The 25,968-nt window shown below is 67.4% G+C and carries 27 protein-coding genes; 13 read left to right on the top strand and 14 right to left on the bottom strand.

The window, feature by feature from the left end; genetic code table 11:
• Nucleotides 1-186: 186 nt before the first annotated feature.
• Nucleotides 187-1,557 carry a DNA cytosine methyltransferase gene (locus Sa4125_RS10480; RefSeq protein ID WP_224006855.1) on the bottom strand — a complete coding sequence of 457 codons (1,371 nt, stop codon included), beginning with the start codon at nucleotides 1,555-1,557 and terminating at the stop codon, nucleotides 187-189.
• A gap of 915 nt (nucleotides 1,558-2,472) precedes the next feature.
• On the opposite strand from Sa4125_RS10480, the gene Sa4125_RS10475 reads away from it, so the two are divergent.
• The 4 genes from Sa4125_RS10475 (at nucleotide 2,473) to Sa4125_RS10460 (ending at nucleotide 4,725) form a co-directional block, all read left to right on the top strand.
• Entirely contained in the window at nucleotides 2,473-3,774 is a 1,302-nt protein-coding gene (locus tag Sa4125_RS10475; RefSeq protein ID WP_224006852.1) for a hypothetical protein, read from the top strand.
• Nucleotides 3,775-3,848: 74 nt separating this feature from the next.
• Complete coding sequence (locus Sa4125_RS10470; protein WP_224006849.1) at nucleotides 3,849-4,097, top strand: hypothetical protein; 249 nt, start codon at nucleotides 3,849-3,851, stop codon at nucleotides 4,095-4,097.
• A 58-nt stretch (nucleotides 4,098-4,155) separates the two neighbouring features.
• A complete protein-coding gene (locus Sa4125_RS10465) occupies nucleotides 4,156-4,413 on the top strand; it encodes a hypothetical protein (RefSeq protein ID WP_224006846.1) in 258 nt (85 codons plus the stop codon).
• A gap of 165 nt (nucleotides 4,414-4,578) precedes the next feature.
• Nucleotides 4,579-4,725: a hypothetical protein gene (locus Sa4125_RS10460; RefSeq protein ID WP_224006843.1), complete on the top strand. Its 147-nt coding sequence runs from the start codon at nucleotides 4,579-4,581 to the stop codon at nucleotides 4,723-4,725.
• 80 nt (nucleotides 4,726-4,805) lie between these two features.
• Here the strand turns inward: Sa4125_RS10460 and Sa4125_RS10455 are convergent, their stop codons facing one another.
• Together Sa4125_RS10455 and Sa4125_RS10450 are read right to left on the bottom strand one after the other, a co-directional pair.
• Nucleotides 4,806-6,935: a DotA/TraY family protein gene (locus Sa4125_RS10455; RefSeq protein ID WP_224006840.1), complete on the bottom strand. Its 2,130-nt coding sequence runs from the start codon at nucleotides 6,933-6,935 to the stop codon at nucleotides 4,806-4,808.
• Nucleotides 6,932-7,204: a hypothetical protein gene (locus Sa4125_RS10450; RefSeq protein ID WP_224006837.1), complete on the bottom strand. Its 273-nt coding sequence runs from the start codon at nucleotides 7,202-7,204 to the stop codon at nucleotides 6,932-6,934. The genes Sa4125_RS10455 and Sa4125_RS10450 overlap by 4 nt, the downstream gene beginning before the upstream one ends.
• A 307-nt stretch (nucleotides 7,205-7,511) precedes the next feature.
• Between Sa4125_RS10450 and Sa4125_RS10445 the strand changes: the two genes are divergently transcribed.
• Genes Sa4125_RS10445 through Sa4125_RS10430 form a run of 4 tightly spaced genes read left to right on the top strand, consistent with a single transcriptional unit; the run spans nucleotide 7,512 to nucleotide 10,280 of the window.
• Nucleotides 7,512-7,742, top strand: a complete 231-nt coding sequence (locus tag Sa4125_RS10445) for a hypothetical protein (protein ID WP_224006834.1) — start codon at nucleotides 7,512-7,514, stop codon at nucleotides 7,740-7,742.
• Entirely contained in the window at nucleotides 7,739-7,981 is a 243-nt protein-coding gene (locus Sa4125_RS10440) for a hypothetical protein (protein ID WP_224006831.1), read from the top strand. The genes Sa4125_RS10445 and Sa4125_RS10440 overlap by 4 nt, the downstream gene beginning before the upstream one ends.
• On the top strand, nucleotides 7,978-9,813 hold the full coding sequence (locus Sa4125_RS10435) for a MobA/MobL family protein (RefSeq protein WP_224006828.1): 1,836 nt from the start codon (nucleotides 7,978-7,980) through the stop codon (nucleotides 9,811-9,813). The genes Sa4125_RS10440 and Sa4125_RS10435 overlap by 4 nt, the downstream gene beginning before the upstream one ends.
• Nucleotides 9,810-10,280 carry a hypothetical protein gene (locus tag Sa4125_RS10430; protein WP_224006825.1) on the top strand — a complete coding sequence of 157 codons (471 nt, stop codon included), beginning with the start codon at nucleotides 9,810-9,812 and terminating at the stop codon, nucleotides 10,278-10,280. Before Sa4125_RS10435 ends, Sa4125_RS10430 begins: the two co-directional genes overlap by 4 nt.
• A 362-nt stretch (nucleotides 10,281-10,642) precedes the next feature.
• Here Sa4125_RS10430 and Sa4125_RS10425 read toward each other — a convergent pair whose 3' ends face one another.
• The 3 genes from Sa4125_RS10425 to Sa4125_RS10420 all read right to left on the bottom strand — a co-directional run bounded on the left by Sa4125_RS10425 (nucleotide 10,643) and on the right by Sa4125_RS10420 (nucleotide 13,306).
• Nucleotides 10,643-12,370 carry an integrase family protein gene (locus Sa4125_RS10425; protein ID WP_224006823.1) on the bottom strand — a complete coding sequence of 576 codons (1,728 nt, stop codon included), beginning with the start codon at nucleotides 12,368-12,370 and terminating at the stop codon, nucleotides 10,643-10,645.
• A gap of 603 nt (nucleotides 12,371-12,973) precedes the next feature.
• Nucleotides 12,974-13,105 (bottom strand): hypothetical protein, encoded by a 132-nt coding sequence (locus Sa4125_RS24185; protein ID WP_267461370.1) that lies wholly within the window; start codon nucleotides 13,103-13,105, stop codon nucleotides 12,974-12,976.
• A 9-nt stretch (nucleotides 13,106-13,114) separates the two neighbouring features.
• Entirely contained in the window at nucleotides 13,115-13,306 is a 192-nt protein-coding gene (locus Sa4125_RS10420; RefSeq protein WP_224006821.1) for a hypothetical protein, read from the bottom strand.
• A gap of 419 nt (nucleotides 13,307-13,725) precedes the next feature.
• Here Sa4125_RS10420 and Sa4125_RS10415 point away from each other — a divergent pair, with 419 nt between their 5' ends.
• From Sa4125_RS10415 to Sa4125_RS10405, 3 genes are all read left to right on the top strand, one after another.
• Nucleotides 13,726-14,733, top strand: a complete 1,008-nt coding sequence (locus tag Sa4125_RS10415) for a DUF808 domain-containing protein (protein WP_224006819.1) — start codon at nucleotides 13,726-13,728, stop codon at nucleotides 14,731-14,733.
• 212 nt (nucleotides 14,734-14,945) lie between these two features.
• Entirely contained in the window at nucleotides 14,946-16,418 is a 1,473-nt protein-coding gene (locus tag Sa4125_RS10410; protein ID WP_224006817.1) for a protein adenylyltransferase SelO, read from the top strand.
• 45 nt (nucleotides 16,419-16,463) lie between these two features.
• Nucleotides 16,464-16,763 carry a YkgJ family cysteine cluster protein gene (locus Sa4125_RS10405; protein ID WP_224006815.1) on the top strand — a complete coding sequence of 100 codons (300 nt, stop codon included), beginning with the start codon at nucleotides 16,464-16,466 and terminating at the stop codon, nucleotides 16,761-16,763.
• 85 nt (nucleotides 16,764-16,848) lie between these two features.
• Here Sa4125_RS10405 and Sa4125_RS10400 read toward each other — a convergent pair whose 3' ends face one another.
• Together Sa4125_RS10400 and Sa4125_RS10395 are read right to left on the bottom strand one after the other, a co-directional pair.
• On the bottom strand, nucleotides 16,849-17,106 hold the full coding sequence (locus tag Sa4125_RS10400) for a DUF2171 domain-containing protein (protein WP_224006813.1): 258 nt from the start codon (nucleotides 17,104-17,106) through the stop codon (nucleotides 16,849-16,851).
• 72 nt (nucleotides 17,107-17,178) lie between these two features.
• On the bottom strand, nucleotides 17,179-17,373 hold the full coding sequence (locus tag Sa4125_RS10395) for a hypothetical protein (protein ID WP_224006811.1): 195 nt from the start codon (nucleotides 17,371-17,373) through the stop codon (nucleotides 17,179-17,181).
• Between the two features lie 241 nt (nucleotides 17,374-17,614).
• On the opposite strand from Sa4125_RS10395, the gene Sa4125_RS10390 reads away from it, so the two are divergent.
• Complete coding sequence (locus tag Sa4125_RS10390; RefSeq protein ID WP_224006808.1) at nucleotides 17,615-18,043, top strand: DUF4864 domain-containing protein; 429 nt, start codon at nucleotides 17,615-17,617, stop codon at nucleotides 18,041-18,043.
• A gap of 82 nt (nucleotides 18,044-18,125) precedes the next feature.
• On the opposite strand, the gene tgt is transcribed toward Sa4125_RS10390, so the two are convergent.
• From tgt to coaD, 5 genes are all read right to left on the bottom strand, one after another.
• Entirely contained in the window at nucleotides 18,126-19,256 is a 1,131-nt protein-coding gene (gene tgt, locus Sa4125_RS10385; protein WP_224006805.1) for a tRNA guanosine(34) transglycosylase Tgt, read from the bottom strand.
• Complete coding sequence (gene queA, locus Sa4125_RS10380; protein ID WP_224006801.1) at nucleotides 19,253-20,320, bottom strand: tRNA preQ1(34) S-adenosylmethionine ribosyltransferase-isomerase QueA; 1,068 nt, start codon at nucleotides 20,318-20,320, stop codon at nucleotides 19,253-19,255. Before queA ends, tgt begins: the two co-directional genes overlap by 4 nt.
• Before the next feature lie 260 nt (nucleotides 20,321-20,580).
• Entirely contained in the window at nucleotides 20,581-21,051 is a 471-nt protein-coding gene (locus Sa4125_RS10375) for a peptidylprolyl isomerase (protein ID WP_224006798.1), read from the bottom strand.
• Nucleotides 21,052-21,188: 137 nt separating this feature from the next.
• Nucleotides 21,189-21,734 carry a peptidylprolyl isomerase gene (locus Sa4125_RS10370; RefSeq protein ID WP_224006795.1) on the bottom strand — a complete coding sequence of 182 codons (546 nt, stop codon included), beginning with the start codon at nucleotides 21,732-21,734 and terminating at the stop codon, nucleotides 21,189-21,191.
• Nucleotides 21,735-21,801: 67 nt separating this feature from the next.
• A complete protein-coding gene (coaD, locus tag Sa4125_RS10365) occupies nucleotides 21,802-22,287 on the bottom strand; it encodes a pantetheine-phosphate adenylyltransferase (RefSeq protein ID WP_224006793.1) in 486 nt (161 codons plus the stop codon).
• A gap of 198 nt (nucleotides 22,288-22,485) precedes the next feature.
• On the opposite strand from coaD, the gene Sa4125_RS24180 reads away from it, so the two are divergent.
• Nucleotides 22,486-22,614, top strand: coding sequence for a hypothetical protein (locus Sa4125_RS24180; protein WP_267461369.1), 129 nt, complete (start codon nucleotides 22,486-22,488; stop codon nucleotides 22,612-22,614).
• Nucleotides 22,615-22,740: 126 nt separating this feature from the next.
• Here Sa4125_RS24180 and gyrA read toward each other — a convergent pair whose 3' ends face one another.
• On the bottom strand, nucleotides 22,741-25,563 hold the full coding sequence (gene gyrA / locus Sa4125_RS10360; protein ID WP_224006790.1) for a DNA gyrase subunit A: 2,823 nt from the start codon (nucleotides 25,561-25,563) through the stop codon (nucleotides 22,741-22,743).
• Nucleotides 25,564-25,968: the final 405 nt, after the last annotated feature.

The raw sequence follows: 25,968 nt of genomic DNA, 5'->3' as shown, positions 1-25,968 counted from the left end.
CGCGGTTTTGATTTAGACCAAGTTTAGACCAACATTGTTGACAAGGACCAGTTGCCGCCATTGAAGGATTTGCGGTCGGGGAGCGTCGGCGTAGCCGGCGCGAGCCGAACGACCCCGGCAACGCCCCTGCGGGGGCGTGAGACCCTCCTGGGAGGGTCGGAGCAAGTCCGCAGGACCGGGAGGGGATCAGGCAGCCTCTCGCTCGTCGGACCTCTCCTCGTCCGCGTCCGCGACCGTCACGAGCCTGGTCCGACGCGTCGTCGGCGGGAGCGCCCGCCACTCCGCATGCAGACGCAGCGCCGCACGCAGGTCCGAACGGACCCCCGTCGAGAGCGTCGCGAATCCTTCGACGGCCTCCAGCATGGCGAGTTCGACCGTGAGCTCCGCAAGGATTCGACCCCCGAGCAGGCGACGCGCGCGGCCGAGTTGCGCACGCCGATTTCGGAGGGCCTGGCCCGTCACCCCTCGCGCGCGAAGCCATGCGGAGAACCCCGGCTCCAGCGCCGGCGCCGTGTCACCACGGTCCCGGCCGATGATCACGCGGCCGATGGCCTCGGCGAGGCCGGACGGGACCGCATTGGCGATCATCTGGTCACGGTTCCTCTGCGTGCCCGCCGAGGACCAGCCCCAGCCCACCGGAAACCCCTGCAACCGCGCTGCCTGGTCTTGCGTCAGGTGCGGGACGGTCGCGGCCGGCGCGGCATCCCGCGGATGCGGATTCGCGAGGTAGCTCGGCGGCGGGGCGATGCGGGAGTTTCGGACGACCGTCGCCGCCGGCTCGTCCACCGACCGGACACCGCGCCCCGAAGTGAACGGCCTCGCGTACACCGCCCCCGCTTCGAGCAGCGCGACATCGGCCGTGGTCGGCACGTAGGACTCGGGTAACGGGCGTCGCGAGGATTCACGGATCGTCGGTCCGGGGGCATCCACGCTCCACAGTCGCCGCTTGCCTGCATGCCGCGGATGCGCGTGGACCAGTCCGCCGACCTCGCCGCCGAGAACGTCTCGGATCGTCGTCGGCCGCTCCGATGCCGCAGCGCGGATCGCGGACGCGAGGAACCCGTGCGCCTCGCCGAGCCTCCCCACTACGATCAGGCGCCGGCGGGCCTGCCCCGTGCCGTAGCGGCTCGCGCAGACCACGGCCTCCGACAGGCCATAGCCCGCCCGGACGAGCAATTCGCGCGCCGTCGCCCAGGCAGACGAGCGAGCCGCTTGCGGGACGTTCTCTAACAGGAACCAGCGCGGTCGAGCGATGATCACGACCATGGCGAACGCAACCAGCATGTTCGCCCGCGCGCCCTCGACACGACGTCCCGCCGCCGAGAAATCCTGGCAGGGCGGGCCACCACAAACGAGGTCGGGGCGCAGCGCGGCCACGGCCGGCGCTACCGTCAGGAGATCGCCGACATCGGCCACCTCGGCGGCATGGCCGAGGTTCGCCCGATACACCGCGACCGCCTCCGGCCATACGTCCAGCGCGCGGACGACCTCGCAACCGGCGCGGCCGAGACCGAGGGACAGACCACCCACGCCGCAGAAAAGTTCGACCGTCCGCATGCTGCCCCCGTAACGCGATTCTGGCCTACGGTCGTAGGGGGCGAGACCGTCGCGGGGCTGACGTCCACTGGACCCGGTCCGCCCCCGTTTACCACAGGCGGGGCGCACCTTCGGCGCTACCTCACGGGCGCGGTGCGCCCCGCCTACTCCGCCTTCGGCTTCGGCCCCGTCCCGGGGCTGGAAAACGGGGACGGCCCTACCCGCCGAGCGGCGTCCTCGGCTCACCTGGCTCGCGACGGCTGCGCCGCCGCTCCTCGGCCGCGTGGAATTTAATTCTCGCCTGAAACGGAAATGCGGAATTAACCGATAATTAGTTAAATTCCGCCGACCGTTTGACGCCCGCGCCGATCCACCGAACCCTTGAAACGGAAAAGGCCCCCCGCAGCGTTCGTAGCGCCGTGACCGGGAGGCCTCTGGTAGAGGCTTCACAATGGCAATCGGCATCCGCGCCGTCAACGGCATCCACGAATGATCCCGCGGCTGGGCATAGACACCAGCCTGCCGACAGCCTCCCCAGCCCAAGCCCGTCAACAAATTTTGCAGCCGTACCGCCCTGTCGAGGGCGGAGTCGCCGCTCGCCTCCAGGCCGCCGCCGACGCACGCGGCCCGCGCCCGGGCACCGCCGCCGCGCAGCGCCTCGCCCGCAGGTCACGCCTGCCAGTCGCCGGCTCTGCCGGGAACTCCGTCCACGCCCTGTTCGCGACCACTCCCGCCGCGTCGGCCGGAATGGACACCGCCAGCCGGCGCGCAGCGGCCGGCCTCGCCAACGGAGGAGCTACATTCACCCCCCCTCTATCCAGACAGGTGCAGAGGGCCAACGCCAAGCGGAAGGAGAGACAACAGAGGGACGAGACAGCCCGCGCGGCAGCACCTACGACCCAGCGTCGATGGGACCTCATGTCGGGAATCTCCCGCATGCTCCGCATCGGTCTCGCCCCCGACGAGCGCGGGCCGTCCGTCTGCGGATGCGGACGCCCCGGCTTCGACGTCGAGAGCGTCGGCATCCATCGCCGGACGCGCGAGGACGGCACGCGCCGAGCGTTCGTCTCCGGCGTGTACCGCTGCGGCTCCGGCTGGCTCTGCCCGACCTGTGCGCCCGCCGTCGCCGCGATCCGGCAGGCCCGCGTGCAGCGCGTCGTGGAGGCGACGACGGAACACGACGGGTCCTTCGTCATGGGCCTCGTGACCGTCTCGCACGGCCCGGCCGACCGCCTCGAGGACCTCAAGCGCCTCGTGTCCGAGAGCTTCGCCGCCGCGCGGCGTGGCGCACCGTGGGAGCGGATCAAGCGACGAGGCGGAATCGCCGGCGTCCTGGTCGCGCCCGAGGTCACGCATGGCGACCACGGCTGGCACTTCCACATCCACTTCGGCATGGCCTGCTTGGCCGACGAGGCAGCCGCGCGCGCGGCTGGCGAGGCCATGATCGAGCGGTTCATGCGGGCCGTCGAGAAGCGCGGCGGCAAGGCCCTCCGGCACGCGCAGGGCGTCCAGATCGCCGCGAGCCCGGAGGCGGCGGGCGAGTACATCGCTAAGGGCACGTCGTGGGAACTGGCGGGCGGATCATCCGGCCACAAGTCGCACGCCGCCGGGCGCACGCCCTGGGCCATCGCCGAGGACGCGATCGATGGCGACAAGCCGTCCTATGCCCTTTGGCGCGAGTTCGCCGAGGCCATGCCCGGCACGCGCTCGTGCGTCGTGACGCCCAGGCTCGCCGCCGCGCTCGGAATCGACGCGGAGGACGACGAAGAGAAGGGCGGCGAGTTCGACCTGACGGAAGAGGCCCTGAAGGTCGGCGACGTGCCGTCGCAGACATGGCGGACGATCCTGCGGACGGGCCTGGCCGGGACGTTCCTCGCCTCGATCGAGGCCGCGCCCGTTCTGGACGGGACGGCCTTCGCATTGATCCTGGCGGAGATCTCCGCCGAGGCCGACGACCGCATCCGCGCCATCGCCGAGAAGGCCGAGGTCCGTCGCCGCGACGCCGAAGAGGCTAAGGCAGCCCGTCAGGCGACGTCCGACGACCGTACCCGCCGACAGCTCATCCGGCAGACCGCCGCGCGTGTCGAGGCACGCGGCGGAGCCGGAACGCGGGCTGCCATCGGCCACGCGATCGCCGCGACCGCCGCCGCCGTTCCGGGCATCGCGCCGCCGACCGTCGCAGAGGTCGTCGCCGAACTCGCGCGCCGCCAGGTCGCGGTCTTGCCGATCGCGGCTTGACGCCCGTTCCCGTTCCCGGAAGAAGGCGATGATCGGCGGCCATAAGGGAGTCGCCCGGCATCGAGGGAATTGACATGGACGAGATCGCCGACGACGAGAAAGTAGTTATCTGGATCGGGCGGGCTTGCAGTGGATGCCAGCGCCCGAGCGCCATCGAGGTCGCGGTCGACGACCTCCGGCTCCTCGGCTCGCTTTCGTCGACCGACGTCGAGGATGCCGCCATGCTCGCCTGCGGTGCCTGCCTTGGCGAGGTGCAGTGCATCCGCGATAACGGCGCGTGGGCGCTCCAGCTCGCCCGTGCCGAAGCCGCGGCAACCGCCTGACCTGGACGCCGTCGCCGACCGCGTTCACGCTGGTCTCCAGACCCATGGGAGACCCGCCATGCTGCCGACGACCATCGCCACCGCGCTCCGCCGACACCCGGCGGCGCGCCTCGCCATCCTCGCCGTTGGCTATCTCGTCGCCGCCATCCTCGCGATCGGCGGCGGCATCGCCTTCTCGACCACAGGCGACATGGACGCGATCATGTCCCGTGGTGCCGTCATGGTCGCAGGCATCATCCTGGGTGTCGGCACAGATGAGCTCCGCCGCGCGACCCGCCCGCCGAGCAAGCCCGATCCGTCGAATCCGACCGCCTGAAGACGTCGTTCCTCAACACCTCTACGGCATCCTTTCCGGGGGCGCTCATGCCCAAGCGCGGGGCGTCGCCGACACGTCGGCGAGGCAGCTACCCCCGGCCAGGATGCCGATGGACGAGGTCGGAACGGCCGCAGGGGGCGGCGGGAAAAACGACAGGAGATCGACATGGGATCGGCAGCAATCGCACTTACCGCAGGCATCCAGAACCGCTGGCTCCGGGGCCTCGCAGTCCTCGTCCTCATGGCCTCCCCGGTCGTCATGATCATCGGCTTCCCGCTGATGGTCGCGGCCATCTGGGTTGTTGTCCGATAGTCGCCGACGACGATCTTGGAACGAGAAAAGGGCACCCGCGTGGGTGCCCTTTCGTTTGCCGAACGTAATGGATTCCTCGCCTACACCTTGTCCGCCGCCGCGCCCGCTGCGGCACCAGCGCCGGGACCGCCCGCAGCCGAGGCCCCGAGCTTCGCCCCGGCCTTCGCGCCTGCCTTACCGTCGTCAGCGCGGCCGGCCTTGCCGCCCTTGCCGGCACCCGGCTTCGGAACGTGGCGATGTCCACCCGAGATCGCGCCGACGACCGACGAACCCGCGTCGTCGTCGCCCCATCCGGACGCGGAATAGCCCAAGAATTCGGCGACCTTCTGCGGCATGGTCGTAACTGTCTTGTAGCTCCAGAGGATGATCTGCCATTCGACGTACAGCATCACCGCAACCGAAATTAGCACCCCGGTTCCGCCGATCGTGTATCCGACCTGCGATCCTTTGAAGGCGGCGTTGTATCCGGTCAAGAAAATGTTGAGGATCGTGACGTTCATCATGTGCATCGCCGTGAATGCCGCGACCGTGACTATCGGTCGGAGCATGATGCCGACGAGCAAACTGATATAGCCCTGTTTCTGTGCCTGCCCGACGAGGTCCGGCTCGTCGATCCGCACATGCAGGAACGCCCACACGACGACCGCGATCGATGCCTTGACGACCTCCCACGCCCAGGCGACCAACGCGAAGGTGACGAATACGAAGGGCACCATCGGGACGATGTAGGCGAGCATCGCGCCGACGACCCAGGCACCGCCGATGATCGGCCACCCCGCAGCCATCAGGAAGTCGAGCACACCGCCACCGATGCCGCCGAAGATGCCGGACGCGGTATAGGCCGCGAGCGCCAGCGCCCATGCCCCTTGCGCGGACACCATGAGGACGCCGCCCAGACTCATCAGGTCCCCGACTGGATCGGCGCGTGGCCCCTCGTACCCCGTGAGGAAGTCGTTCAGCGGCACCGTGATGGACTGCATGACGGTCGCGAGGAAGTTGCCGCCCTCCGCAGCCTTGCCCGTGAGCTCGGTTCCAGTCGCCAGCGCCGAGACCGCCGACTCCCGCCGCAACTGCCCGTCCACGAGCGCCAGCGCCGTGCCGACCGGACCTGCCATCGCCTCCCACGCGGCCGGGTCCGGCGCCGTCCGTTGCGCACGTTCGGACACCGCCTCGGCGGACGCGAGCGAGGCATGCGCCATCACCCTGTAGTACGAGCCGAGCGCATAGAATCCGCGCTCCTCGATGTCCCGGAGCACGGTCTCGCGCATGCCGGCGTCGTCGCCCGTCGAGAGGCCCGCCGCGACCGCCGACAGGTCCCTGTCGTACCGCCCGCCCGCAGCCCGCAACTCGGCGTCGACGGCCGATCGCAGAATGCCGAGTCCGGCATAGGCCGCGTCCGCGTCAGGCCCGGCGACGTGCGTCTCCGAAGCCGTTCGCGCCGCCTCGGCAAGCCGATCGAGCCAGCCCATAGCCCGCACCTCGGAGATCACCGCCGCGACCGCCTGGCGGCGAGCGGTGCCGAACGCGCCGTCGCCGAACCCGGCCGCCGTCGTGAGGCTCAGGGACCCGCAGGCCCGGCCCCAATCCCAGGCGTAGCCGGTCACCCGCTCCGGCTCGTCCGTCCCCCACGGAAACCAACTTTCCCGCGCTGGCGACCGGACCTCCTCGCCGGCCGGCGACGGCTGCGCAGCCGCCCCGTCGCCGTCGATCACCTGCCACGCCCGCGATGCCGCGTAGGCCCGCGCGCAGACCTCGCTCTCGACGACCGCGAGGACGACGTCGCGCCCGCCCGCAGAGACCGGCGAAAGCGGATGGCCATCGCGCAAAATGAATTCGGCGGCCGACCCCGCCGCCGCGTTGGCCGCGTTGATCCCGGGGCGCACGAATCCATCGCGGAGCAGGTAATGTACCGTCGAGAGACCGCCCGCGCCGATCGGCACGAGACACCCGAGACCGACCACCACGCGGACCATCGCCATCGCACCGCTTTGCTGATCGCTCAGGGCCTCCCCCTTCCTCGCCGCGCGCACGATCGACATCAGGATCGAGTACCCGAGATACGCGGTCGCGAGCACGACGAGCGTCGCCGACAGGTAGCGGACGACAACCGCAAAAGCGGTCGCGTCGTCGCCCATTGGGAGGATCGTCGTCGCGATCTGCCAGGCGACATCCGTCGACGCCGGCTCGCGGAAAAGGTCGGCGGGATTCACTGGACCGCCCCTTCAAAGTCGGGCTTCGGCAGCGCGATTTCGTCCACGAAGAGCGCCCGATCACGTTCGCTCATCCGGCACACCAGCAGCGTCAGCGTGTCCGCGGAGACGGAGCCGTCCCGAAGAGCGGCGAGCAAGGTGCCTCCGAGGATCACTTTGCGGCGGCTATCCAGGCGCCGTTCAGCCTCGCGCAGCGTCATCGTCGTCGCCGCCAGTTTGCTTTCCAGAGCCGCGCGGCGTTGCGCCAGCTTCGTCAAGTCCACCACCATCGTCGTCCTCCCCGTCGCGCCGGTCGACCGATCCGCCGGCGGAAGCCCATCGCGCGGCAAGGCGAATCCTTCCGCGTCGATCCGGCCGCCGACCAGTTTTTGTAGGTTTCGTGCGGCCCGGAGGCGCCCCAAGCGGAGCGCCCGACATCAAGGGTGAGTGGAGAGGTTGCGTCGAGCAAATCGGCGCCAGACCCTTTGGGTAAGGGGAACCCGAACTCTCGTAGAGCGCGATTATAACTCGGTCCAAACGACCGAGTTTCGCGCCCTCCGGGCCAGGGCCTACCCGCCGATGCCGAGGAGAGACCGCATGCCGTCCGCCCATCACCAGATCGCCGATGCCGCCCGCGTTGCCTGGGATTGCGCGCATGCCCTCCTCATCGCCGCGCGGACGGCCGGCGCGGATCGCGTCGATATCGATGCCCTCGCGGACTACGCGGACGAACAGCGCTGCCGCTGGCACCAGGCCCTCGCCGACGACACCGCGGCGATCCTCGCCGCACTCGACTACGGGGCGACGGGTCAGGAGTCAGTCCGATGACCTGGCACCCCGGCATGCCGCGTCCCGATCGCGGCGACGACGCCTCCGCCTCCGACCGCTCCGAACCGTGCCCCCTCTGCGGCGGCACCGTCGCCGCGTTGCGCGTCGAGCGTCGCGGTCACGCCGTCAGCCTCAGCCGTGCCAAGCTGTTCCCCGTCCTCAGCGTCGAGGTGTGTGACGATCTCGCCTGCGACTACGCGCGGTGGCAGCGCGCAGGCCGATCAAGCGAGGCACGGTGACCAGCCTCCCCGACCACGAAGCGCTCTGCCACGTCCGCGCATCTGTCATCCAGCGGTCCCGCGGCAAGAGCAGCGTGGCGGCAGCGGCCTACCGCGCTGCCGCCCGTCTGACGGACGCTCGTACCGGACAGGTTTGGGACTACAGTCGGAAGAAGTCCGTAACGGATTCCTACGTTATGGCCCCCGCTGGGTCCGCCGCCTGGGTCTACGACCGCGAGGCCCTCTGGTCGCGCGTCGAACTCGCCGAGCGCCGCAAGGACGCCCAGACCGCCCGCGAGTTGCAGATCGCGATTCCGAGGGACCTGCCGCGTAGCGCCTGGGGTGCCTTCATCGCCGACGTCGGCGCACCGTACCTTGCCGCCGGGGCGGTGCTCGACGTCGCGCTCCACGAACCGCGCGCGGCGGACAGGGGCGAGCAGCCGCACGTCCACATCCTCATCACCGTCCGCGCGCTTGACCCGTCCAGTCCGACCGGATTCGCGCCGACCAGGAACGCCGCCGTCAACGCGCTCCTCACGTCCGGCGGGAGCCACGGCGGCGGTGCCCGCGGCGATGCCCTGACGCGCGAGCGCGAGCGCATCGCCGCCGCGATGAACACCCACCTCCGCGCCGCTGGTTCCAAGCGGCGGGCCGACGCACGATCGTACCAGGCCCGCGGCGATCCCCGAACCCCGGAACCGCCGATGGGCGAGCCGCGCGTCGCGGTCGTCCGCAAACGCCGATCGCACGATCGTCGATCGGCCGTCGTCGCGGGCATCCGTGAGTCACGAAAACTCGATAACGAAATCACGAAACTGGAGATGGAAATGGCCTTGTCAGCACGCGGATTTCCCCGCGCCCCCGCCCGCCAGACGAAGGCACCGCACCAGCAGGACTACAAGGCGAGCCTTCTGCGGGACCGCTTCCCGGACGCGGTCCTGCCCACCGCGATCAGCGAATCCTTGTACCTCGTGGACGTGCGCGACCCCCGCCGGACCCGTGTCCTGACCCGCGATGGCGCGTGGGTCGAGAGCGACGACGAGTCGGGCACCGTGTCCCTCTGGGGACCGCGCAGCGCGTCCGCCGCCGCCCTCGCCGAGTCCATCTCGGTTTCCACCGGCTACGGCATCGACCGCGTCGAGCGCACCTCCACCGTCGCGAAGCCCGGCAAAAACCGCAGGAAAACAGCCGTTTCCGAGGACGAGGCGATCTCGATCGCACACAAATGGCGTCGCCGCGGATTCGCCGACGTCGTCGAAAGTCCCGCCGGGGTCCGCGTCGGTCTCGGCGGCCGATCCCGCCTCCTCGACTCGGGCGACCACATCGATTTGTTCGGTCCGGTTTCCGACGAGGCCCTACGTGCGCTCGCGTCCAAAGCCGCCGAGGATTGGGGCGGCAGCCTCTCGCTGGACGGCCCGTGGCCGGCCGAGGCGCAGGCGAGGCTCTGGACGGAGTGCCAGCGACAGGGCGTCGACCTCGTCGGTTACGAGCCGTCGCCGGAACTCGTCGCGGCATGGCAGGCTAAATCGGAAAAGTTTTCCGATTCAGCAACGAAACTCCGCGCCGTGCGGTCGGAGACCCGGGAGGCAGACTTGCTCCTGTCAGCCGCGTCGGGCGACGTCGCCGCGCTGCGCAGGCTCGACGCCGACCTCCGGGCTTTTGTGCAGGGCCATCTCGACGACGACCAGCGCCGCGACCTCGTCCGTGCCGACCGCGAGGAGATCGTCGCGGCGCTGCCGTCGTTCAGAAAGTTCGGAAACGCCGAACTCGAACGCGACCCCGCCGCCGCGACCGTCGTCGCGCAGCCCGAGCCAAAGGCCCCGTGCGACGACTACGAACGGCGCCCGACGTGACCGGCATCGCGGCCCTTCTCGAATCCCGCCAGAACGCGATTGCGCTCCGGCGGTATGCCCGCGAGCGTGCCGCCGGCCGTGGCGCAACCGAGTGGATCGTCTACGACGACCGCCTCGGCGTCTGGCTCGCGACCAGTGAAGTCGAGGCCACTACGTCGGGCCGCGAGTGGCGACGGGTCCGCCAGCCCTCGGAGCCGTGGTGCGCGGTCCTTGGCCGGGACCTGTCGATCGCGACCGACGACGAACTCCAGGCGACGTTCGCCACGATCGACGACGGCGACCTCGGCTCATGGCGACGCCTGTTCATCGCTGCCGACCGCGCACCCGCCCGCTGCCTGACGGACTGGCGCGCACGGGGCCGACGCCTCCTCGCGGCCGTGTCCGGAGAACCCGATCAAGCGGGCGGAACCCTCGCCGGACGGTTCGCCGCGCGAGGGACGGGCAAGCGGTCTCTGTCGGCCGTCTGACGCGGCAGGCGTGCCGCTCAGGACGGCGAGATTTTCCGGGGTAGGAAAGTGCCACCCGTCCTCATCTCGTCGTCCTGGTGCCTCGCAGGAGAGCCGTTTTAAGGTCATCGACCCCTTGGATGGCATCTGACACCACCCGAACCGTCCGCGTCGCCCTCGCCGAGCGGCGACACGCAGGATCAGGCCAACGAGGCGGGCAGACCCCTGCCGGGGGCATGGAGTGCGGCGTCGGGGGTGGTCGGTCCCGCGCCCGCCTTCGGCTGTCGCTCCTGCGGCTACCCTGGGGACCGCTCGCCGCACCCGAGACTCCCGCGTCGCCGTGACCGGCCGCCATGCTCGCCGCTCCGGTACTCTCCATTCTTTCAAGCGTCGTCGTCGGGCCTCTCCGAGCCGTCCTTCTCGCCGTCCTGCCATGCCGACGCGCGAAGCACCTTCAGGTCGATCGGACGGCGCGCCCGCCGTATCCGTTCCTCCTCTTCGGTGGCCCGGCGTGCTGCCGTGGACTCGGCGGCGACGTACCAAGGCAGCCACTTCGGCAGTCCCGCCCCCGGGGCGACGGGAACGCGGAAGCTGCGCGACGGCCGATGCTTGCCCCACTCGGCGTCGCAGGCAGAGAACAGCGCGTTAGTCCATGCCTCGACCGCGATCCGTTTGAGCTCCAGCCGTTGGCTGTAGTCGTAGGCGAGTCGCGTGATGTCCGCCGCCGTCGTGGCCGGCGCGAAGCGACCTGCCGTTCCGAGTTCCTGCGTGTGGTCCAGGACCGCCGACACCGCGTCGCCGCGGATCGCGAGATCGCCGAGGGTGGTCGCGAAGGTTCGGCGCAGATCGTGCGGGCTGAAATGCGGGATGCCGTCCAGCAGATCGGGTCCGTGCGTTGTCGCCTCTGCTTCGTCCTGGCCCTCGTCCTCATCATTGACGGACACCGTCGATGGCGGTTGCCCGCGCAGCCGCCGCAGGAGCAGCCCCGGCGTCGTCTTCGTCATCGGCACGTCTGCCCGACCTCCCCGTGTCCGCTTCGCCGGAAACACGAACGGCGAGGCCGTCTCGGACGCGGCGACCGCCCGTTCGATCAGCAGGACGGCACGCGCTGGCAGCGGGACCGAATGGGGACGCTTGCTCTTCATCACGTTGGCAGGCCAGAAGGCCACGCGCCATCCTGCCGGGCCGTCCGGCCACGGCAGGATGTGCGCCCGGCGAATCGACAGCCCGGCCCCGGTCCTCTGCGCCGTCAGGGCGAGCCACCACAGCGCCGACAGGACTTCCTCGGAGGTTTCCCGGTTGACCTCGCGGCCCGCCGCGACGCGATTCGTCTCTGCGATCCACAAGACGCGTGCGAGTTCCTTGATCGACGGATGGCGCGATCGCGCGGCCGGGATCGTCGCGTCCAACTTCTCGACCTCAAGCCACCACTTCGGCGACCCTTCGAGGCCGGATGCCCGCGAATGCTTCCTCCGGGCGAACGACAACGCCGCCTTCGAGTAGGCCACGAATTGTCTCGATGCCGATTTGCTCAGCGCCAGCGCGGAATCCCGGACGTCCTCCAGGTCGCCCGGACGGAGGTCCGACACCAGCCGGCCGCGCAACGGGGCCGTGGCATCCATCCCGAGATAGCGCCTCGCCTCGTTAGCGGTCGCGGGCGACGGCGGCTTGACGATTCCGCGGGACGTCATGCGTGGTTCCGACAGGTACGAGACGTAGCGCTCCGCCAGCGTCTCCCACGTCCAGCGGCCGGATGCGATCGCCGTCCGCCTCTCGGCCTCGGCGAAGGCTTCGGCCTCGACCTTGCCCGCAGCCTTGCCCGTCAGGAACGCAGCGGGGTCCGTGCCGTCCTTGAGGAGCGCCCTCACCTTCTGCGCGGCCTCCCGCGCGGCCTTGGCGGATTTCACGTCGTCCAGCTTGCCGAGGGAGCGCGTCTTGCCGTTCCACTTGAGCACCCACCCGGCGGAGCCGGATTGAACGCGGAGGATGAGACCCTTCTCGACCACGTCCGCGAACGCTAAAGGATTTGAGGTCGTGAACGTGCGGCCCTCGGCGGCTTTCCGGGCCTCGGCGAGGTGCTTCGGGCCGATTTCGACGCGGTGTGTCGGCATATCTGTTGGTCTCGAAAATGGTTGGTCTAGTGGTCTTTCAGTCCACCACACCCTATCCTTAGACCAAGTTTAGACCAACTGAATTGTTGACAAGGGTCCTTTCCACCTCGACAGATGGTTTACAGAAAGCGACCTCAAGAGCCTCCTACAGTAGCCCTTTCAATGACTTAAATGGTATCGATCCGAGCACTTAGGATTGCCCGCTCTGTCAACAATTTAGGCTTTTAATCTGTAGGTCTCGGGTTCGAGCCCCGACGCGCTCACCAACAAAATCGACGGCTGGGAGGCAAGTGTGGCCTCTGCCATGTTGCGTCTGCGTTGCACTCAGTTCCCTTGATCCAAAGGGTTTCCCGATACCCTCGGCTAGTCCAAGCGACATGGGCGCGACGTAAGCGCGACAGAGTTGCATGGCGGTCAGACGGAGGCGGGGTGGGCTTCAAAGGCCGAGGTCAACCGGATGAGATTATCGTCATCGAGATCCGGCCGCCGTCGTTGTGAACAAAGCTAGGCGTGAACAACGCTAAGCGCAACACAGCTAAGCCCGGTGCGGCGGATCGCGACGTATCTGGCGCGTTCCGCCTCCATCTTGCCAGTCAGCATGAGCTAGTCGTCATCGTCCCCTTCTCTGCTGTCCTCGATCTCGACCTCGTCCCGGTCGTCGTCGTCACCGCAGGCGGTCAGGCTGACGCTCGCGGCGAAAGCGAGCGCGATCAGTGCTGAGAGGCGCAAAGTCATCTGGCGATCCTAATCCTGGCTGTGGTCTGGAGCTGGGGCGTTGCCCAATTTCAGGTCCTGGGCGGCAGCGTCGACTGACCCGCGATCAGTGCCGACCTTCTCAATGAGCTGCTTTGCCTCCTCGATCGAAATGTTGTGTTTTGCTGCCAACTCCTGAACCTGGAAATCCTGAGTCTGCGCTGTCGCTTCATTGTCGGCCATGATGTCTCTCCACTTGGTCATGATTTGGAACGCGCGACACGGACAAAAGTGCCAGAAATGAGGGTCGCAGCCACGGATGGGTTCTCTCGAATAGCTTTCAGCCCATCGGACCGGGTTTGCGGCCACGGTCGCGGGAGTCGGGAGGATGGCCGATCAGACGGCCGTGAATTTCACCTCTGACGAGCGCGAAAGTTGATCAGATGTCGGAGCTCATACCCCGCGGCGCGAATATCTGCTTCTGCCGTCAAAGATGGAGGGCCGGGGGAGACGACGCGCGCCCAGCTCGTGGGTCGTGAGCAGATGGAAGCGTTGCGCTCGAGGCGAAGCGATCAGGCGATCATCTCGGCCGCCAGCTCTTACTTTGCGCTCCCCTGCCCGCTATGTCCCCAACACATGAGCCGAACCCTTGGAGAATGCCCGTGAGTGTTGGATTGATCGCCCTTCTCGACGATGTCGCGGCTCTGGCCAAGACGGCAGCCGCCTCGATCGACGACATCGCGGCGCAGGCGGGGCGGGCCGGCGTGAAGGCTGCGGGCGTCGTCATCGACGATGCGGCCGTCACGCCGCGTTACGTCGTCGGATTTGCGGCAGCGCGCGAATTGCCGATCGTCTGGCGCATTGCGCTCGGCTCGCTGCGCAACAAGATCCTTTTCCTTCTTCCCGGGGCCCTTGCCCTCAGCGCCTTCGCCCCCTGGCTCGTGACACCGCTATTGATGCTCGGTGGCGCCTACCTTTCCTATGAAGGGGCCGAAAAGGTCTATGAGGCCCTGTTTCCGCACAAGGCACATGCCCACGAAGCGAAACTTGCAGGCGGACCCAAGGACGACGCCGCACTGGAAGACCAGAAAATCGCCAGCGCGATCAAGACCGACTTCATCCTCTCGGCCGAGATCATGGCGATCACGCTTGCCTCCCTGCCGGCCGGAAGCCTTCTGAACCAGGCGATCGTGCTCGCGGTCGTCGCCATCGGAATCACGATCGTCGTCTATGGCGGCGTCGCCCTGATCGTCAAAGCCGACGATGCCGGCGTCGCCATGGCCACGGTGAAATCGCCGTCCGCCTTCGGCAGTCTCGTGCGCGGGATCGGGCGGGGGCTCGTCATCGGCATGCCCTATTTCCTGTCGCTCCTGTCCATCGTCGGCACGGCGGCGATGATCTGGGTCGGTGGCGGCATCATCGTCCACGCGCTGGAAGGATACGGCATCGCCGGACCCGCCCACGTCATCCACGATGCGGCCCTTGCCGCGGCCTCGATGCTGCCGGCCCTCGGTGCGGCGGTCGAATGGCTGGTGACGGCGGCCGGTTCCGGCCTTGTCGGGCTCGTCGTCGGCGCGGCGCTGATCCCGGTGACGGGCTATGTCCTCGCTCCTGTGGCGAACAAAGTCGTCGGGCTGTTCTCGTCGAAGAACAGAGGATCGGCCCAGTAGGGCTTCGATGCCGTCGCGCGACGCTTGAGCTGGGTTCCACCGGAGGGGCCGGCGATGCGGTACCGGATGGTTCCGTCGCGATCCGTCGCCGGCGGCTTGGCGTAACCGGCCACGGGCATTGCAGGACCCGGCATCGAACAGCATATGGCTCAGGTGCGCCCGATCGAATGCGCGGTCGATCGGCTGCCCTGAAACAGCGGAGAAGAACGGCCATGACCATCCACATTCCGTTCGACAACAGCTATGCACGCCTGCCCGGCTCGTTTCACGCCCGGATTGAACCGAGTGCCGCCTCGGCGCCTCGGCTCCTGAAGCTCAACCGGGCGCTCGCCGAAACGCTGGGTCTTGATCCCGCGGCACTGGAGACGCAGGAGGCAGCGCGATGGTTCGCCGGCTCCGGCTTTCCCGAAGGCGCCGAGCCGATCGCGCTCGCCTATGCCGGCCACCAGTTCGGCAATTTCGTGCCGCAGCTCGGCGACGGTCGCGCCGTTCTCCTTGGTGAGATCGTCGGCCGCGACGGACAGCGCCGCGATATCCAGCTGAAGGGTTCGGGCCCGACGCCGTTTTCGCGCGGGGGAGACGGGCGCGCGGCGCTCGGGCCGGTCGTCCGGGAATATCTTGTCAGCGAGGCGATGGCAGCCCTCGGCGTTCCGTCGACCCGCGCTCTGGCGATGGTGGCGACCGGCGACCAGGTCTGGCGTGATACCGTGTTGCCCGGCGCGGTGCTGGCGCGGGTTGCCGCGAGCCATATCCGCGTTGGCACCTTCCAGTTCTTTGCGGCCAGAGGCGACGATGAGGCGGTACGGCGCCTTGCCGACTACGCCATCGCCCGGCATTATCCCGCGGCCGCCGATGCCGACTGCCCGGCGCTCGCTCTGCTCGGCGAAGTCGCGACCCGACAGGCGGAACTCGTGGCACGGTGGATGCTGATCGGCTTCGTGCACGGGGTGATGAACACCGACAACATGGCCATCTCGGGCGAGACCATCGACTACGGGCCTTGCGCCTTCCTCGACGTCTACGATCCCTCGACCGTCTTCTCCTCGATCGACCGGGGCGGCCGCTATGCCTATGCCAACCAGCCGGGCATCGCGCAGTGGAACCTGACGCGTCTGGCCGAGTGCCTGCTGCCCTTGATCGACGCGGACGAGGCCCGGGCCATCGAGAGGGCGAAGGTCGTTCTGGCGGGCTATGCCGAGACGTTCCAGCAGGCCTATCTCGCCGGCATGCGCCGCAAGCTCGGCCTCATGACGGCAGGGGACGGCGATCTCCAGATGGCGCAGGATCTGCTTGGGATCATGGCCGACGGCAAGGCGGATTTTACCCTGACCTTTCGGGGCCTCGGTGCTGCAGCAGCTGATCCCGCCGCGATCGCATCCGTCGCGCAGGGATTTGCCGATCCCGCGCCGTTCATGCTGTGGGCCGAGGGATGGCTGCGGCGGCTCGGCGAGGAAGCGGAGATGGGGCGGGCGGAGGCCATGCGCACCGCCAATCCGGCTTTTATCCCCCGCAACGCCCAGGTCGAGGCCGTGATCGCGGCTGCCGTCGAAAACGGCGATTTCGCGCCTTTCGAAACATTGGCGTCGGTTCTGGCGCGGCCATACGAGGACCAGCCGGAGAACGACGCCTACGCCATTCCGCCGGCCAGCAGCGGCGAGGCCTACCGCACCTTCTGCGGAACGTGAGCCGGCGAGCGGCCCTCTCCTCCGGGAAACATGCTATGAGCGCGCATGCTCGATCTCGATAGTACGGACTGCCAGACCTGCGGTGCCTGCTGCTCGTTTTCGTCGGAATGGCCACGATTCTCGACGGAGAGCGATGCGGACCTCGACCGGATTCCGCCGACGCTCGTTGCCGTTACGCTGAACGCCATGCGCTGCGAGGGGGACCGGTGCGCGGCACTGACCGGGGTCGTCGGGACGGCGACGGCATGCTCGATTTATGCCGTCCGTCCCGAGGTCTGCCGCACCTGTCTTCCCGGCGACGAAGATTGCCGGATGGCGCGCCGGGCCTTCGGACTTGCCGCCTGACCCCCGCGGCGATTCAATTTCCTGCGGCCAGACATGACGAAGCCCGCACGAGGCGGGCTCCGGTAGGTCAAGACGGGGGAAACGATCAGGCCTGCTGGCCGCCGTCTTCCTCCTCGAAAAGGACGGCGACGTCGCCATTGGCCGACAGGCGTACCTTGTCGCCCTCTACCTCGGCGACCAGCGCCAGGGAGATGAAGTGATGGTGTCCGCGATGGGCGCCCTCACCGCTGTCCTTCTTGGTCAATTTGATGCGCTCGCCGACGACATGGTCGACGGTACCGACATGGACGCCATCGGCGCCGATGACTTCCATATGTTCTTTGATCTGGCTGGAATCGGTCATTGGTTTTCCTGAGATTACATCGGTCCAACGACTGTACGCCAGCTGAGCAACTAACACACCTGTCTTGAGGCTCTACGCGCGCCGTATGCCGGGCAGAGGCCGGCCGCCCTCCTCCGGATCCGGTTCGATCGCCGGAACGTCGTTTGGCTCGCTGATGTCATCCGATCCGACATGGTCCGAGCCGGGATCGTCGATGACCGGGATAACATCTGGCGGCGGTGGTCCATTGCCCGCGGGGTCGATGATGTTGCTCTCGATATTCGACATGAGTGATGCCCTCCTGCGTGTCTCATAGGAAAAGGCGAAGAGTTGCCACTGGTTCCACCTGCCAGGATGGAGCGTCATCGCCGTGTCCTTGGTGCCCAAGCGCGAGCAGGCCGCGTGGCTATCCTCGCCTCGCGGCATCGCAGTACCGGGCCGTCGCCATCCCGCATTTGTGATCTCTCAGGCATAGGCAGGAGCCGCGAGATGGACGAGCTTGGCGCATGGACAGCCGAGGGCAGAAGCCATGCTGAAGGGTTTTCGATATCTTGTACTCGTCGCCGGGCTTGTGGCCGGACCTTTCGCCGCGACGCTCCCGGCATCGGCCGACGATGCCGGCGACATTCGCGCCGTGATCACGCAGCAGCTGCAGGCCTTCAAGACAGGCGACAGCGACGCCGCCTACTCCTTCGCCGCCCCGAACATCCGGCGGATGTTTCCGAGCCCCGAGATCTTCATGTCGATGGTGCAGTCGGGCTATGCGCCGGTGTTCCAGTCGAGCAATGCAACCTTCGGGCCTTTGAAAGCGGAGGGCGCGGGCTTTCGGCAAGAGGTCCATCTCACCGATCCGAGTGGCCAGAGTTACATCGCCAGCTACACTCTCGAGCGCCAGCCCGACGGCTCGCTGAAGATCACCAGCTGCGCCATCCGTAGGGGTAACGACCTCGCAGCCTGATTCTCGCGACCAGCGGGGACGGCAAGCGTGCCGCCACGCCGGTCCATCGGCCAGCGCCTGACGGTGACGGTGAGCCGCCGACTCAGAGCGCGGCGAGATCCCCGCGCGCCCAGCCCTCGCGCACTTCCGCGACATGCGCCTCGAAGGTGCCCGCGCTGATCGCCGCGCGCATCCCGGCCATCAGGCTCTGGTAGTAGGCGAGGTTGTTCCAGGTGAGCAGCATCGCGCCGAGAAGCTCGTCCGAGCGCACGAGATGGTTCAGATAGGCCCGGGAATAGTCCCGCGTGGCCGGGCAGTCCGAGGCCTCGTCGAGCGGCCGGTGATCGTCGGCGTGGCGGGCGTTCTTGAGGTTCACCTTGCCGAAGCGGGTGAAGGCGAGACCGTGGCGGCCGGCTCTGGTCGGCATCACGCAGTCGAACATGTCGATGCCGCGCGCGACCGACTGGACGATGTCGTCGGGCGTGCCGACGCCCATCAGGTAGCGCGGTTTCTCGCTCGGCAGCGCCGGCAGCGTCTCGTCCAGCGTCTTCAGCATCACCGCCTGCGGCTCGCCGACGGCAAGGCCCCCCATGGCATAGCCCTTGAGATCCATGGCGGCGAGCCGCTGCGCCGAACGAAGCCTGAGGTCCGGGACGTCGCCCCCTTGCACGATGCCGAACATCGCCTTCCCCGGCTGCGTGCCGAACGCTTTCGCCGAGCGCTCGGCCCAGCGCAGCGACATTTCCATCGCCCGCTCGATCTCGGCGCGCTCGGCCGGGAGCCGCACGCATTCGTCGAGCTGCATCTGGATATCGGAATCGAGAAGGCCCTGGATCTCGATCGAGCGCTCCGGCGTCAGGACATGCGCCGAGCCGTCGATATGCGAGCGGAAGGTGACGCCCGTCTCGTCGAGCTTGCGCAGATTGGCCAGCGACATGACCTGGAAGCCGCCGGAGTCGGTGAGGATCGGATGCGGCCAGCGGGCGAAGTCGTGGAGACCGCCGAGGCGCGCCACGCGCTCGGCGCCCGGCCGCAGCATCAGGTGGTAGACGTTGCCGAGGATGATGTCGGCGCCGCTGTCGCGCACCTGATCGAGATACATCGCCTTGACCGTGCCGCCGGTGCCGACCGGCATGAAGGCGGGCGTGCGAATCGTCCCGCGCGGCATGGAGATCTCGCCGCGGCGGGCGAGGCCGTCGGTGGCGAGCAGCTTGAACTGAAAGGTCTCGCTCAACGCAGTCTCTCCGCGGGTTCGAGCAGGCAGGCGTCGCCATAGGAATAGAAGCGGTAGCGTTCTGCGATGGCATGGGCATAGGCGGCGCGCATGGTGTCGAGGCCGGAAAAGGCCGAGACGAGCATGAAAAGGGTCGAGCGCGGCAGGTGGAAATTCGTCATTAGGGCGTCGACCCCGCGAAAGCGATAGCCCGGCGTGATGAAGATCGAGGTCGGCGCGTCGAAGGGCTGGATGCGGCCATCCTCGTCCGCAGCGCTTTCCAGAAGCCGCAGCGACGTCGTGCCGACGGCGACGATGCGTGCGCCGCCTGCCCGTGCGGCGTTCAGCCGGTCGGCCGTCGCGGCATCGATGCGGCCGATCTCGGCATGCATTTTGTGCGCCTCGGTGGTCTCGGCCTTGACTGGCAGAAAGGTCCCTGCCCCGACATGGAGGGTCAGGAATTCACGAGCGATACCAGCAGCATCGAGCCGTTCGATGAGATCGTCTGTGAAGTGCAGGCCGGCCGTCGGGGCGGCGACGGCGCCGTCCTCTCGCGCATAGATGGTCTGATAGTCCGCCTTGTCCTGCGCGTCGACGGGACGTTTCGATGCGATGTAGGGCGGCAAGGGCAGGATGCCGCTCTCCGCCAGCGCCGCGTCGAGGTCGGGACCGCCGCGGTCGAAGACGAGCAGCGCCTCGCCGCCTTCGTTCTTCTCGGCGACCACGGCGGAAAGCGCACCCGGCGCCTCGCCGAAGCGAAGCGTCTCTCCGACATGAACGCGCTTGCCGGGCTTCAGGAACGCCTGCCAACGCTCGGGCGCCAACCGCATGTGCAGCGTCGCCTCGACGCGCGCCACGGTGTCGCCGCGATGGCGAAGGCCGGACAGTCGCGCCGGGATGACGCGGGTGTCGTTGAAAACCAGTACGTCGCCGCGCCGGAGCAGCCCGGGGAGGTCGGCGATCGTGTGATCGGCGAGACCGCCGTCCGGACCGACGTGCAGAAGCTTCGCCGAGGCGCGTGGTAGCGCCGGACGCAGGGCAATGAGTTCCTCAGGCAGATCGAAATCGAACTCGTCGACGCGCATCGCGTCCTCTCAATGGAAATCCGCCCGGCCTTGCAGCCGCGCGGATGGAAATCGACTGCGCTGTGCCTGGAGTAAAGACCGAAAGCGCCTTCCTCTCGCGGTCGTCATCCTCGGCCGAAGGCCGGGGATTCGTGCCGCGAGGGTGAAGGGCCGCTTCGGTGCCGGATTTGTCTCCTTGCCACCGCGGCATGGATCCCCGGGGCCAAGGCCCCGAGGATGACGACCGCAAAAGCAAGAGGCCTCCGAAGGCTCAGCAGACCTCAGAGATCGGCGGCGACGCGCATCGTCGTGATCGAGTCGGGGTCGCGAACCGGCTCGCCCTTCTTGATCTGGTCGATGACGTCCATGCCCTCGATCACTTCGCCCCAGACCGTATACTGCTTGTCGAGCCAGGGGGCCCGCTCGAAGCAGACGAAGAACTGCGAATTGGCGGAATTCGGGTTGCCGGTCCGCGCCGCCGAGACCGTGCCGCGCTTGTGCGGCTCGGCCGAGAACTCGGCCTTCAGATCGGGCTTGTCGGAGCCGCCCGAACCGGTGCCGGTCGGATCGCCCGTCTGTGCCATGAAGCCGTCGATGACGCGGTGGAAGACGACGCCGTCGTAGAACTTCTCGCGGGCGAGTTCCTTGTAGCGGGCGACATGGCCCGGCGCGAGATCGGGCCGGAGCTTGATGACGACCTTGCCCTTGGTGGTTTCGAGGACGAGCGTGTCTTCGGGATTGTCATAGGCCATGGTGTTTCCTTCCATGTTGGTTCTCAAGGCGAAAACGAGAAAGCCCCGGCAATAGCCGAGGCTCCCTTGCAATGATGTGCACATGGACGATCACCGGCGCGGAAACAAGCCCGCCCCGGCCCTCCATGCTGTGGACGCTACTGCGCCGTCGCGACCGTCACCTTCAGCATCTTGTCGGGATCGGCGACCGAGCCGTTGTCGGACGGGTCGCCCTTCTTGATCTTGTCGACGACGTCCATGCCCTCGGTGACCTTGCCGACGACCGTGTACTGGCCGTTCAGGAAATCACCGTCGGCGAGCATGATGAAGAACTGGGAGTTGGCCGAATTCGGGTCCTGCGATCGGGCCATGCCGACCGTGCCGCGGCTGAAGTTTTCCTGCGAGAACTCCGCCTTCAGGTCGGGCAGATCGGAGCCGCCGGCGCCGGTGCCGGTCGGGTCGCCCGTCTGCGCCATGAAGCCGTCGATGACGCGGTGGAAGACGATGCCGTCATAGAAGCCCTTTTTCGCCAGGGCCTCGATCTGCTTCACATGGTTCGGTGCGAGATCGGGACGCAGGGCGATGTCGATTTCACCGTCCTTGGTGGTGATGACGAGGGTCTCGGCAGCCTGGGCCGCGACGACCGGCCCGGCAACGGTGGCAAGGGCAATCGCGGCAGCGAGCCCGATTCTGGCAAAACGCATCATGGTCGGCATCCTCAACAGTGTTGTCTGAAGTCGTCTGGTCGAAAGTCGGGCGTCGGACACGGCATCACGCAAATTTCGCCTTGAGCGCCTGCGCGACGACCGTGGGAACGAAGGGGGCGACGTCGCCGCCCATGGCCGCGATCTGGCGGACCAATGTGGCGGTAATGGGCCTGAATTCGGGGCTTGCCGGCAGGAACAGCGTGACGATGTCCGGCGCCATGCGCCCGTTCATCCCGGCCATCTGCATTTCGTAGTCCAGATCGGAGCCGTCCCGCACGCCGCGCACGAGCGCAACGGCACCGTGGTCGGCTGCCACGTCGATCACAAGCCCGTCGAACGAGACGACACGGACTTTTCCTCCGTCGTCGGCGACAGAGTCGCGAATGAACGCCACCCGCTCGTCGAAGCTGAACATCGGCGCCTTGCCGGGGTGGACGCCGATGGCGATCACGACCTCGTCGAAAAGCCGCATCGCCTGCCTCAGGACGTCGAGATGCCCTGATGTCATGGGGTCGAACGAGCCGGGATAGAGGGCGATACGCTGTGTCACGGGAAATCCCTGTTCGAGGCGACGATTATCGGTTCGTTCATCACGTCGCGAAACCAGTGTGCAAGGCCTCCGGGCGTAAAACGTGTCGGTGGAAGGCGATGCCTAGTCAATGGTCGTTCCGGTGGTACGAGGGGTACCGCGCGCATGGAACAAATTGCCCAAGGTTTCGTTAATATCCCGAACCCGCGGAGAAGATGCATGCTGATTTTCGCCCTTGCCCTCGCCATGGCCGCCGGCCTGGTCTCCGCTACAGCAGTCGCGCTTCATAACGAGGCGGAGGCGTCGCGGATCAAAATTGCCGCGCGTCGGCACCGTCCGATCAACTAAACGTTCGGTCGAAGGGGGCGATCCTGACGCCCCGATACTTCGAAGCCGCCTCGCAAGGCGGCTTTTTTATTGCCGGTGCGTCTAGGATCGCCCGCGGTGGGCCAGCGCTAGACGCACCACCTCCGGTTACTCCTCGTTCGGCTCGGTCGGTGCTTCCCCGATCGGCTCATCCCCAGGGAGGGCCGCAGGTCCGGTATCGGGACCGTCGCCTTCCGCAACGCCGTCGGCATCTTCTGGGCCCTGGTCCGGGATGCGCTCGACCGAGACCACGCGCTCCCCTTCCGCCGTCTTGAAGATCGTCACGCCCTTGGTCGCGCGACCGGCGACGCGGATGCCCTCGACGGGCACGCGGATCAACTGGCCACGATCGGTGACGAGCAGGATCTGGTCGCCGGGCTCGACCGGGAAACCGGCGATCAGCGGGCCGATCTCGGCGGCGCGCGCCGTGTCGGTCGCCCGGATGCCCTTGCCGCCGCGACCGATGGTGCGGAAGTCGTAGGAGGAGGACCGCTTGCCATAGCCGAATTCGCTCAGCGTCAGCACGAACTCCTCATTGGCGCTGAGGAAGCCGTAGCGTTCGGGCGTCAGCGACACTTCCTCCGCCGTCTCCTCGACGATCTCCTCTTCGGCGCCTTCGACCGCCGCAGATTCGCCTTCGACGGCCCTGCGCATCTTCAGATATGTCGTGCGCTCGGCCGGCGTCGCATCGACATGGCGCAGGATCGCCATCGAGATCAGCTTGTCACCGTTCGGCAGCGCCATGCCGCGCACGCCGACCGAATTGCGGCCGGCAAAGACGCGCACATCGGTGACGGGGAAGCGAATGCAGAGGCCGGAATTGGCGGTCAGGAGGATGTCGTCGTCTTCCGAGCAAGTGGCGACGGCAAGGATCTCGTCGCCGGCATCGTCGAGCTTCATGGCGATCTTGCCGTTGCGGTTCACCTGGGTGAAGTCCGACAGCTTGTTGCGCCGGACGGTGCCGCGCGTGGTGGCGAAGACGACGTTCAGCTCGGCCGCCTGCGCCTCGTCGTTGGGCAGCGGCATGATCGAGGTGATCCGCTCTTCCTTCTCCAGCGGCAGGAGATTGATCAGCGCCTTGCCCTTGGACTGGGGCGTTGCCAGCGGCAGGCGCCAGACCTTTTCCTTATAGACGATGCCGCGCGAGGAGAAGAACAGGATCGGCGTGTGGGTGTTGGCGACGAACAGGCGCGTGACCGAATCCTCCTCGCCCTTCAGCGTCATGCCGGAGCGGCCCTTGCCGCCGCGGCGCTGCGCCCGGTAGGTGGCGAGCGGCACGCGCTTGATGTAGCCGCCATGGCTGACGGTGACGACCATGTCCTCGCGCGGGATCAGGTCTTCGTCGTCCATGTCGGCCGCGCCCTCGGTGAGCTCGGTCCGGCGCGGCGTGGCGAACTCGTCGCGGACTTCGCGCAGCTCGTCCTTGATGATGTCGCGGATGCGGGTGCGCGACGACAGGATGTCGAGGTATTCCTTGATCTCCTCGCCGATCTTGTTCAGCTCGTCGGCGATCTCGTCGCGGCCGAGCGCCGTCAGTCGCTGCAGGCGCAGATCGAGGATCGCGCGCGCCTGGATCTCCGACAGACGGTAGGTGCCCGCCTCGGAAATCCGATGGCGCGGATCGTCGATCAGTCGGATCAGCGGCGCGACATCCTTGGCCTCCCAGTGCCGCTCCATCAGCTGCTCGCGCGCCGTCTGCGGATCGGGCGCCTGGCGGATCAGCTTGATGATCTCGTCGATATTGGCGACGGCGATGGCAAGGCCTACCAGGACGTGAGCCCGTTCGCGCGCCTTGCGCAGGAGGAAGCGCGTGCGGCGATTGATCACCTCCTCGCGGAAGGCGACGAAGGCCTGCAGCATGTCGACCAGCGTCATCTGCTCGGGCTTGCCGCCGTTCAACGCCACCATGTTGGCGCCGAACGAGGTCTGCAGCGGCGTGAAGCGGTAGAGCTGGTTCAGGATGACGTCGGTGGTCGCGTCCCGCTTCAGCTCGACGACGACGCGGTAGCCCTCGCGGTCGCTCTCGTCGCGGATGTCCGAGATGCCCTCGATGCGCTTGTCGCGCACCAGCTCGGCCATCTTCTCGATCATCGAGGCCTTGTTCACCTGGTAGGGAACCTCGGTGACGATGATCGCCTCGCGCTCGCCGCGGATCTGCTCGATATGCACCTTGCCGCGCATCAGGATCGAACCGCGCCCGGTGGCATAGGCCGAGTAGATGCCGGCCTTGCCGAGCACCAGCGCGCCGGTCGGGAAGTCGGGACCGGGGATGAACTCCATCAGCTCGTCGAGCGTGATGGCCGGATTGTCGATCATCGCGATCGTGCCGTCGATGATCTCGCCGAGATTGTGCGGCGGGATGTTCGTCGCCATGCCGACGGCGATGCCGCCCGAGCCGTTGGCCAGAAGGTTCGGGAAACGGGCCGGCAGGACGACCGGCTCCATTTCGCGTCCGTCGTAGTTTTCCTGGAAGTTGACGGTTTCCTTGTCGATGTCGGCGAGCAGCGAGTCCGACACCTTCTGGAGCCGTGCCTCGGTGTAGCGCATGGCCGCCGGCGGATCGCCGTCGATCGAGCCGAAATTGCCCTGCCCGTTGATCAGCGGGGCGCGCAGCGACCAGGGCTGCGCCATGCGCACGAGGGCGTCGTAGATCGACAGATCGCCGTGCGGATGGAACTTGCCCATGACCTCGCCGACGACGCCGGCGGACTTGCGGAAAGGCCGGTTCCAGACGAGGCCCATCTCGTGCATGGCGTAGAGCACGCGCCGGTGCACCGGCTTCAGCCCGTCGCGCACGTCGGGCAGCGCGCGACTGACGATCACGCTCATCGCGTAGTCGAGATAGGACCGCTGCATTTCCTCGACGATGGAGATGGTATCGATGCCGCGCGGGCGCTCCGGAGGGATGATGTCGATCTCGTCGTCTGCCAAGCTGCTGTCCTGAATGATGGTCGGGAGTGACGCTGTATATAGCCCTTCGCGCCCGCTTTGGGCAAATCGCAAACAGCCGAAAAACCCCAAAATTCCACAGCTTTTCCAAATGGTTATGATAATCGGCAAAGAAAATGAAGGTGCTGGTGGGTCGCGCCGCCCGTTTTTGGGCTCTTCGGCGCTCGATTCGGACGGTTTCGGCCCTGGCGCGGATCTTTCCTGATCCTTCGACGCTGTGTCGGCGCATCGAAAAGAGCATGGCGTGCGTCAGCGCTCATCCTGGCAGCACACGGCGCTGTCCCCTGACGCCAGCGCATGACGCGTGCCGAAACCCTGCCGCCGCGGCATTGAGCCCGGCCCTTCGATGCTGCTAAAGCGGTGGCTGGACATTTCGGGACCGGCGTC

It is taken from the genome of Aureimonas sp. SA4125, assembly GCF_019973775.1.
Taxonomy (GTDB): domain Bacteria; phylum Pseudomonadota; class Alphaproteobacteria; order Rhizobiales; family Rhizobiaceae; genus Plantimonas.
The sequence above is the reverse complement of the archived record's forward strand: the minus strand, read 5'-3'. Positions and strand labels throughout refer to the sequence as shown.

Bases quoted from the DNA above. Each gene is read 5' to 3' on its own strand.
- queA (WP_224006801.1), bottom strand. From the start codon at position 20,320: ATGCGCGTCGACGAGTTCGATTTCGATCTGCCTGAGGAACTCATTGCC.
- Sa4125_RS10445 (WP_224006834.1), top strand. From the start codon at position 7,512: ATGCCGTCCGCCCATCACCAGATCGCCGATGCCGCCCGCGTTGCCTGG.
- Sa4125_RS10375 (WP_224006798.1), bottom strand. From the start codon at position 21,051: ATGGCCTATGACAATCCCGAAGACACGCTCGTCCTCGAAACCACCAAG.
- Sa4125_RS10420 (WP_224006821.1), bottom strand. From the start codon at position 13,306: ATGGCCGACAATGAAGCGACAGCGCAGACTCAGGATTTCCAGGTTCAG.
- Sa4125_RS10475 (WP_224006852.1), top strand. From the start codon at position 2,473: ATGCTCCGCATCGGTCTCGCCCCCGACGAGCGCGGGCCGTCCGTCTGC.
- Sa4125_RS10400 (WP_224006813.1), bottom strand. From the start codon at position 17,106: ATGACCGATTCCAGCCAGATCAAAGAACATATGGAAGTCATCGGCGCC.
- Sa4125_RS10470 (WP_224006849.1), top strand. From the start codon at position 3,849: ATGGACGAGATCGCCGACGACGAGAAAGTAGTTATCTGGATCGGGCGG.
- Sa4125_RS10460 (WP_224006843.1), top strand. From the start codon at position 4,579: ATGGGATCGGCAGCAATCGCACTTACCGCAGGCATCCAGAACCGCTGG.
- Sa4125_RS10480 (WP_224006855.1), bottom strand. From the start codon at position 1,557: ATGCGGACGGTCGAACTTTTCTGCGGCGTGGGTGGTCTGTCCCTCGGT.
- Sa4125_RS24180 (WP_267461369.1), top strand. From the start codon at position 22,486: ATGCTGATTTTCGCCCTTGCCCTCGCCATGGCCGCCGGCCTGGTCTCC.
- Sa4125_RS10405 (WP_224006815.1), top strand. From the start codon at position 16,464: ATGCTCGATCTCGATAGTACGGACTGCCAGACCTGCGGTGCCTGCTGC.
- Sa4125_RS10390 (WP_224006808.1), top strand. From the start codon at position 17,615: ATGCTGAAGGGTTTTCGATATCTTGTACTCGTCGCCGGGCTTGTGGCC.
- Sa4125_RS10370 (WP_224006795.1), bottom strand. From the start codon at position 21,734: ATGCGTTTTGCCAGAATCGGGCTCGCTGCCGCGATTGCCCTTGCCACC.
- Sa4125_RS10395 (WP_224006811.1), bottom strand. From the start codon at position 17,373: ATGTCGAATATCGAGAGCAACATCATCGACCCCGCGGGCAATGGACCA.
- Sa4125_RS10465 (WP_224006846.1), top strand. From the start codon at position 4,156: ATGCTGCCGACGACCATCGCCACCGCGCTCCGCCGACACCCGGCGGCG.
- Sa4125_RS10425 (WP_224006823.1), bottom strand. From the start codon at position 12,370: ATGCCGACACACCGCGTCGAAATCGGCCCGAAGCACCTCGCCGAGGCC.
- Sa4125_RS10410 (WP_224006817.1), top strand. From the start codon at position 14,946: ATGACCATCCACATTCCGTTCGACAACAGCTATGCACGCCTGCCCGGC.
- Sa4125_RS24185 (WP_267461370.1), bottom strand. From the start codon at position 13,105: ATGACTTTGCGCCTCTCAGCACTGATCGCGCTCGCTTTCGCCGCGAGC.
- Sa4125_RS10440 (WP_224006831.1), top strand. From the start codon at position 7,739: ATGACCTGGCACCCCGGCATGCCGCGTCCCGATCGCGGCGACGACGCC.
- Sa4125_RS10450 (WP_224006837.1), bottom strand. From the start codon at position 7,204: ATGGTGGTGGACTTGACGAAGCTGGCGCAACGCCGCGCGGCTCTGGAA.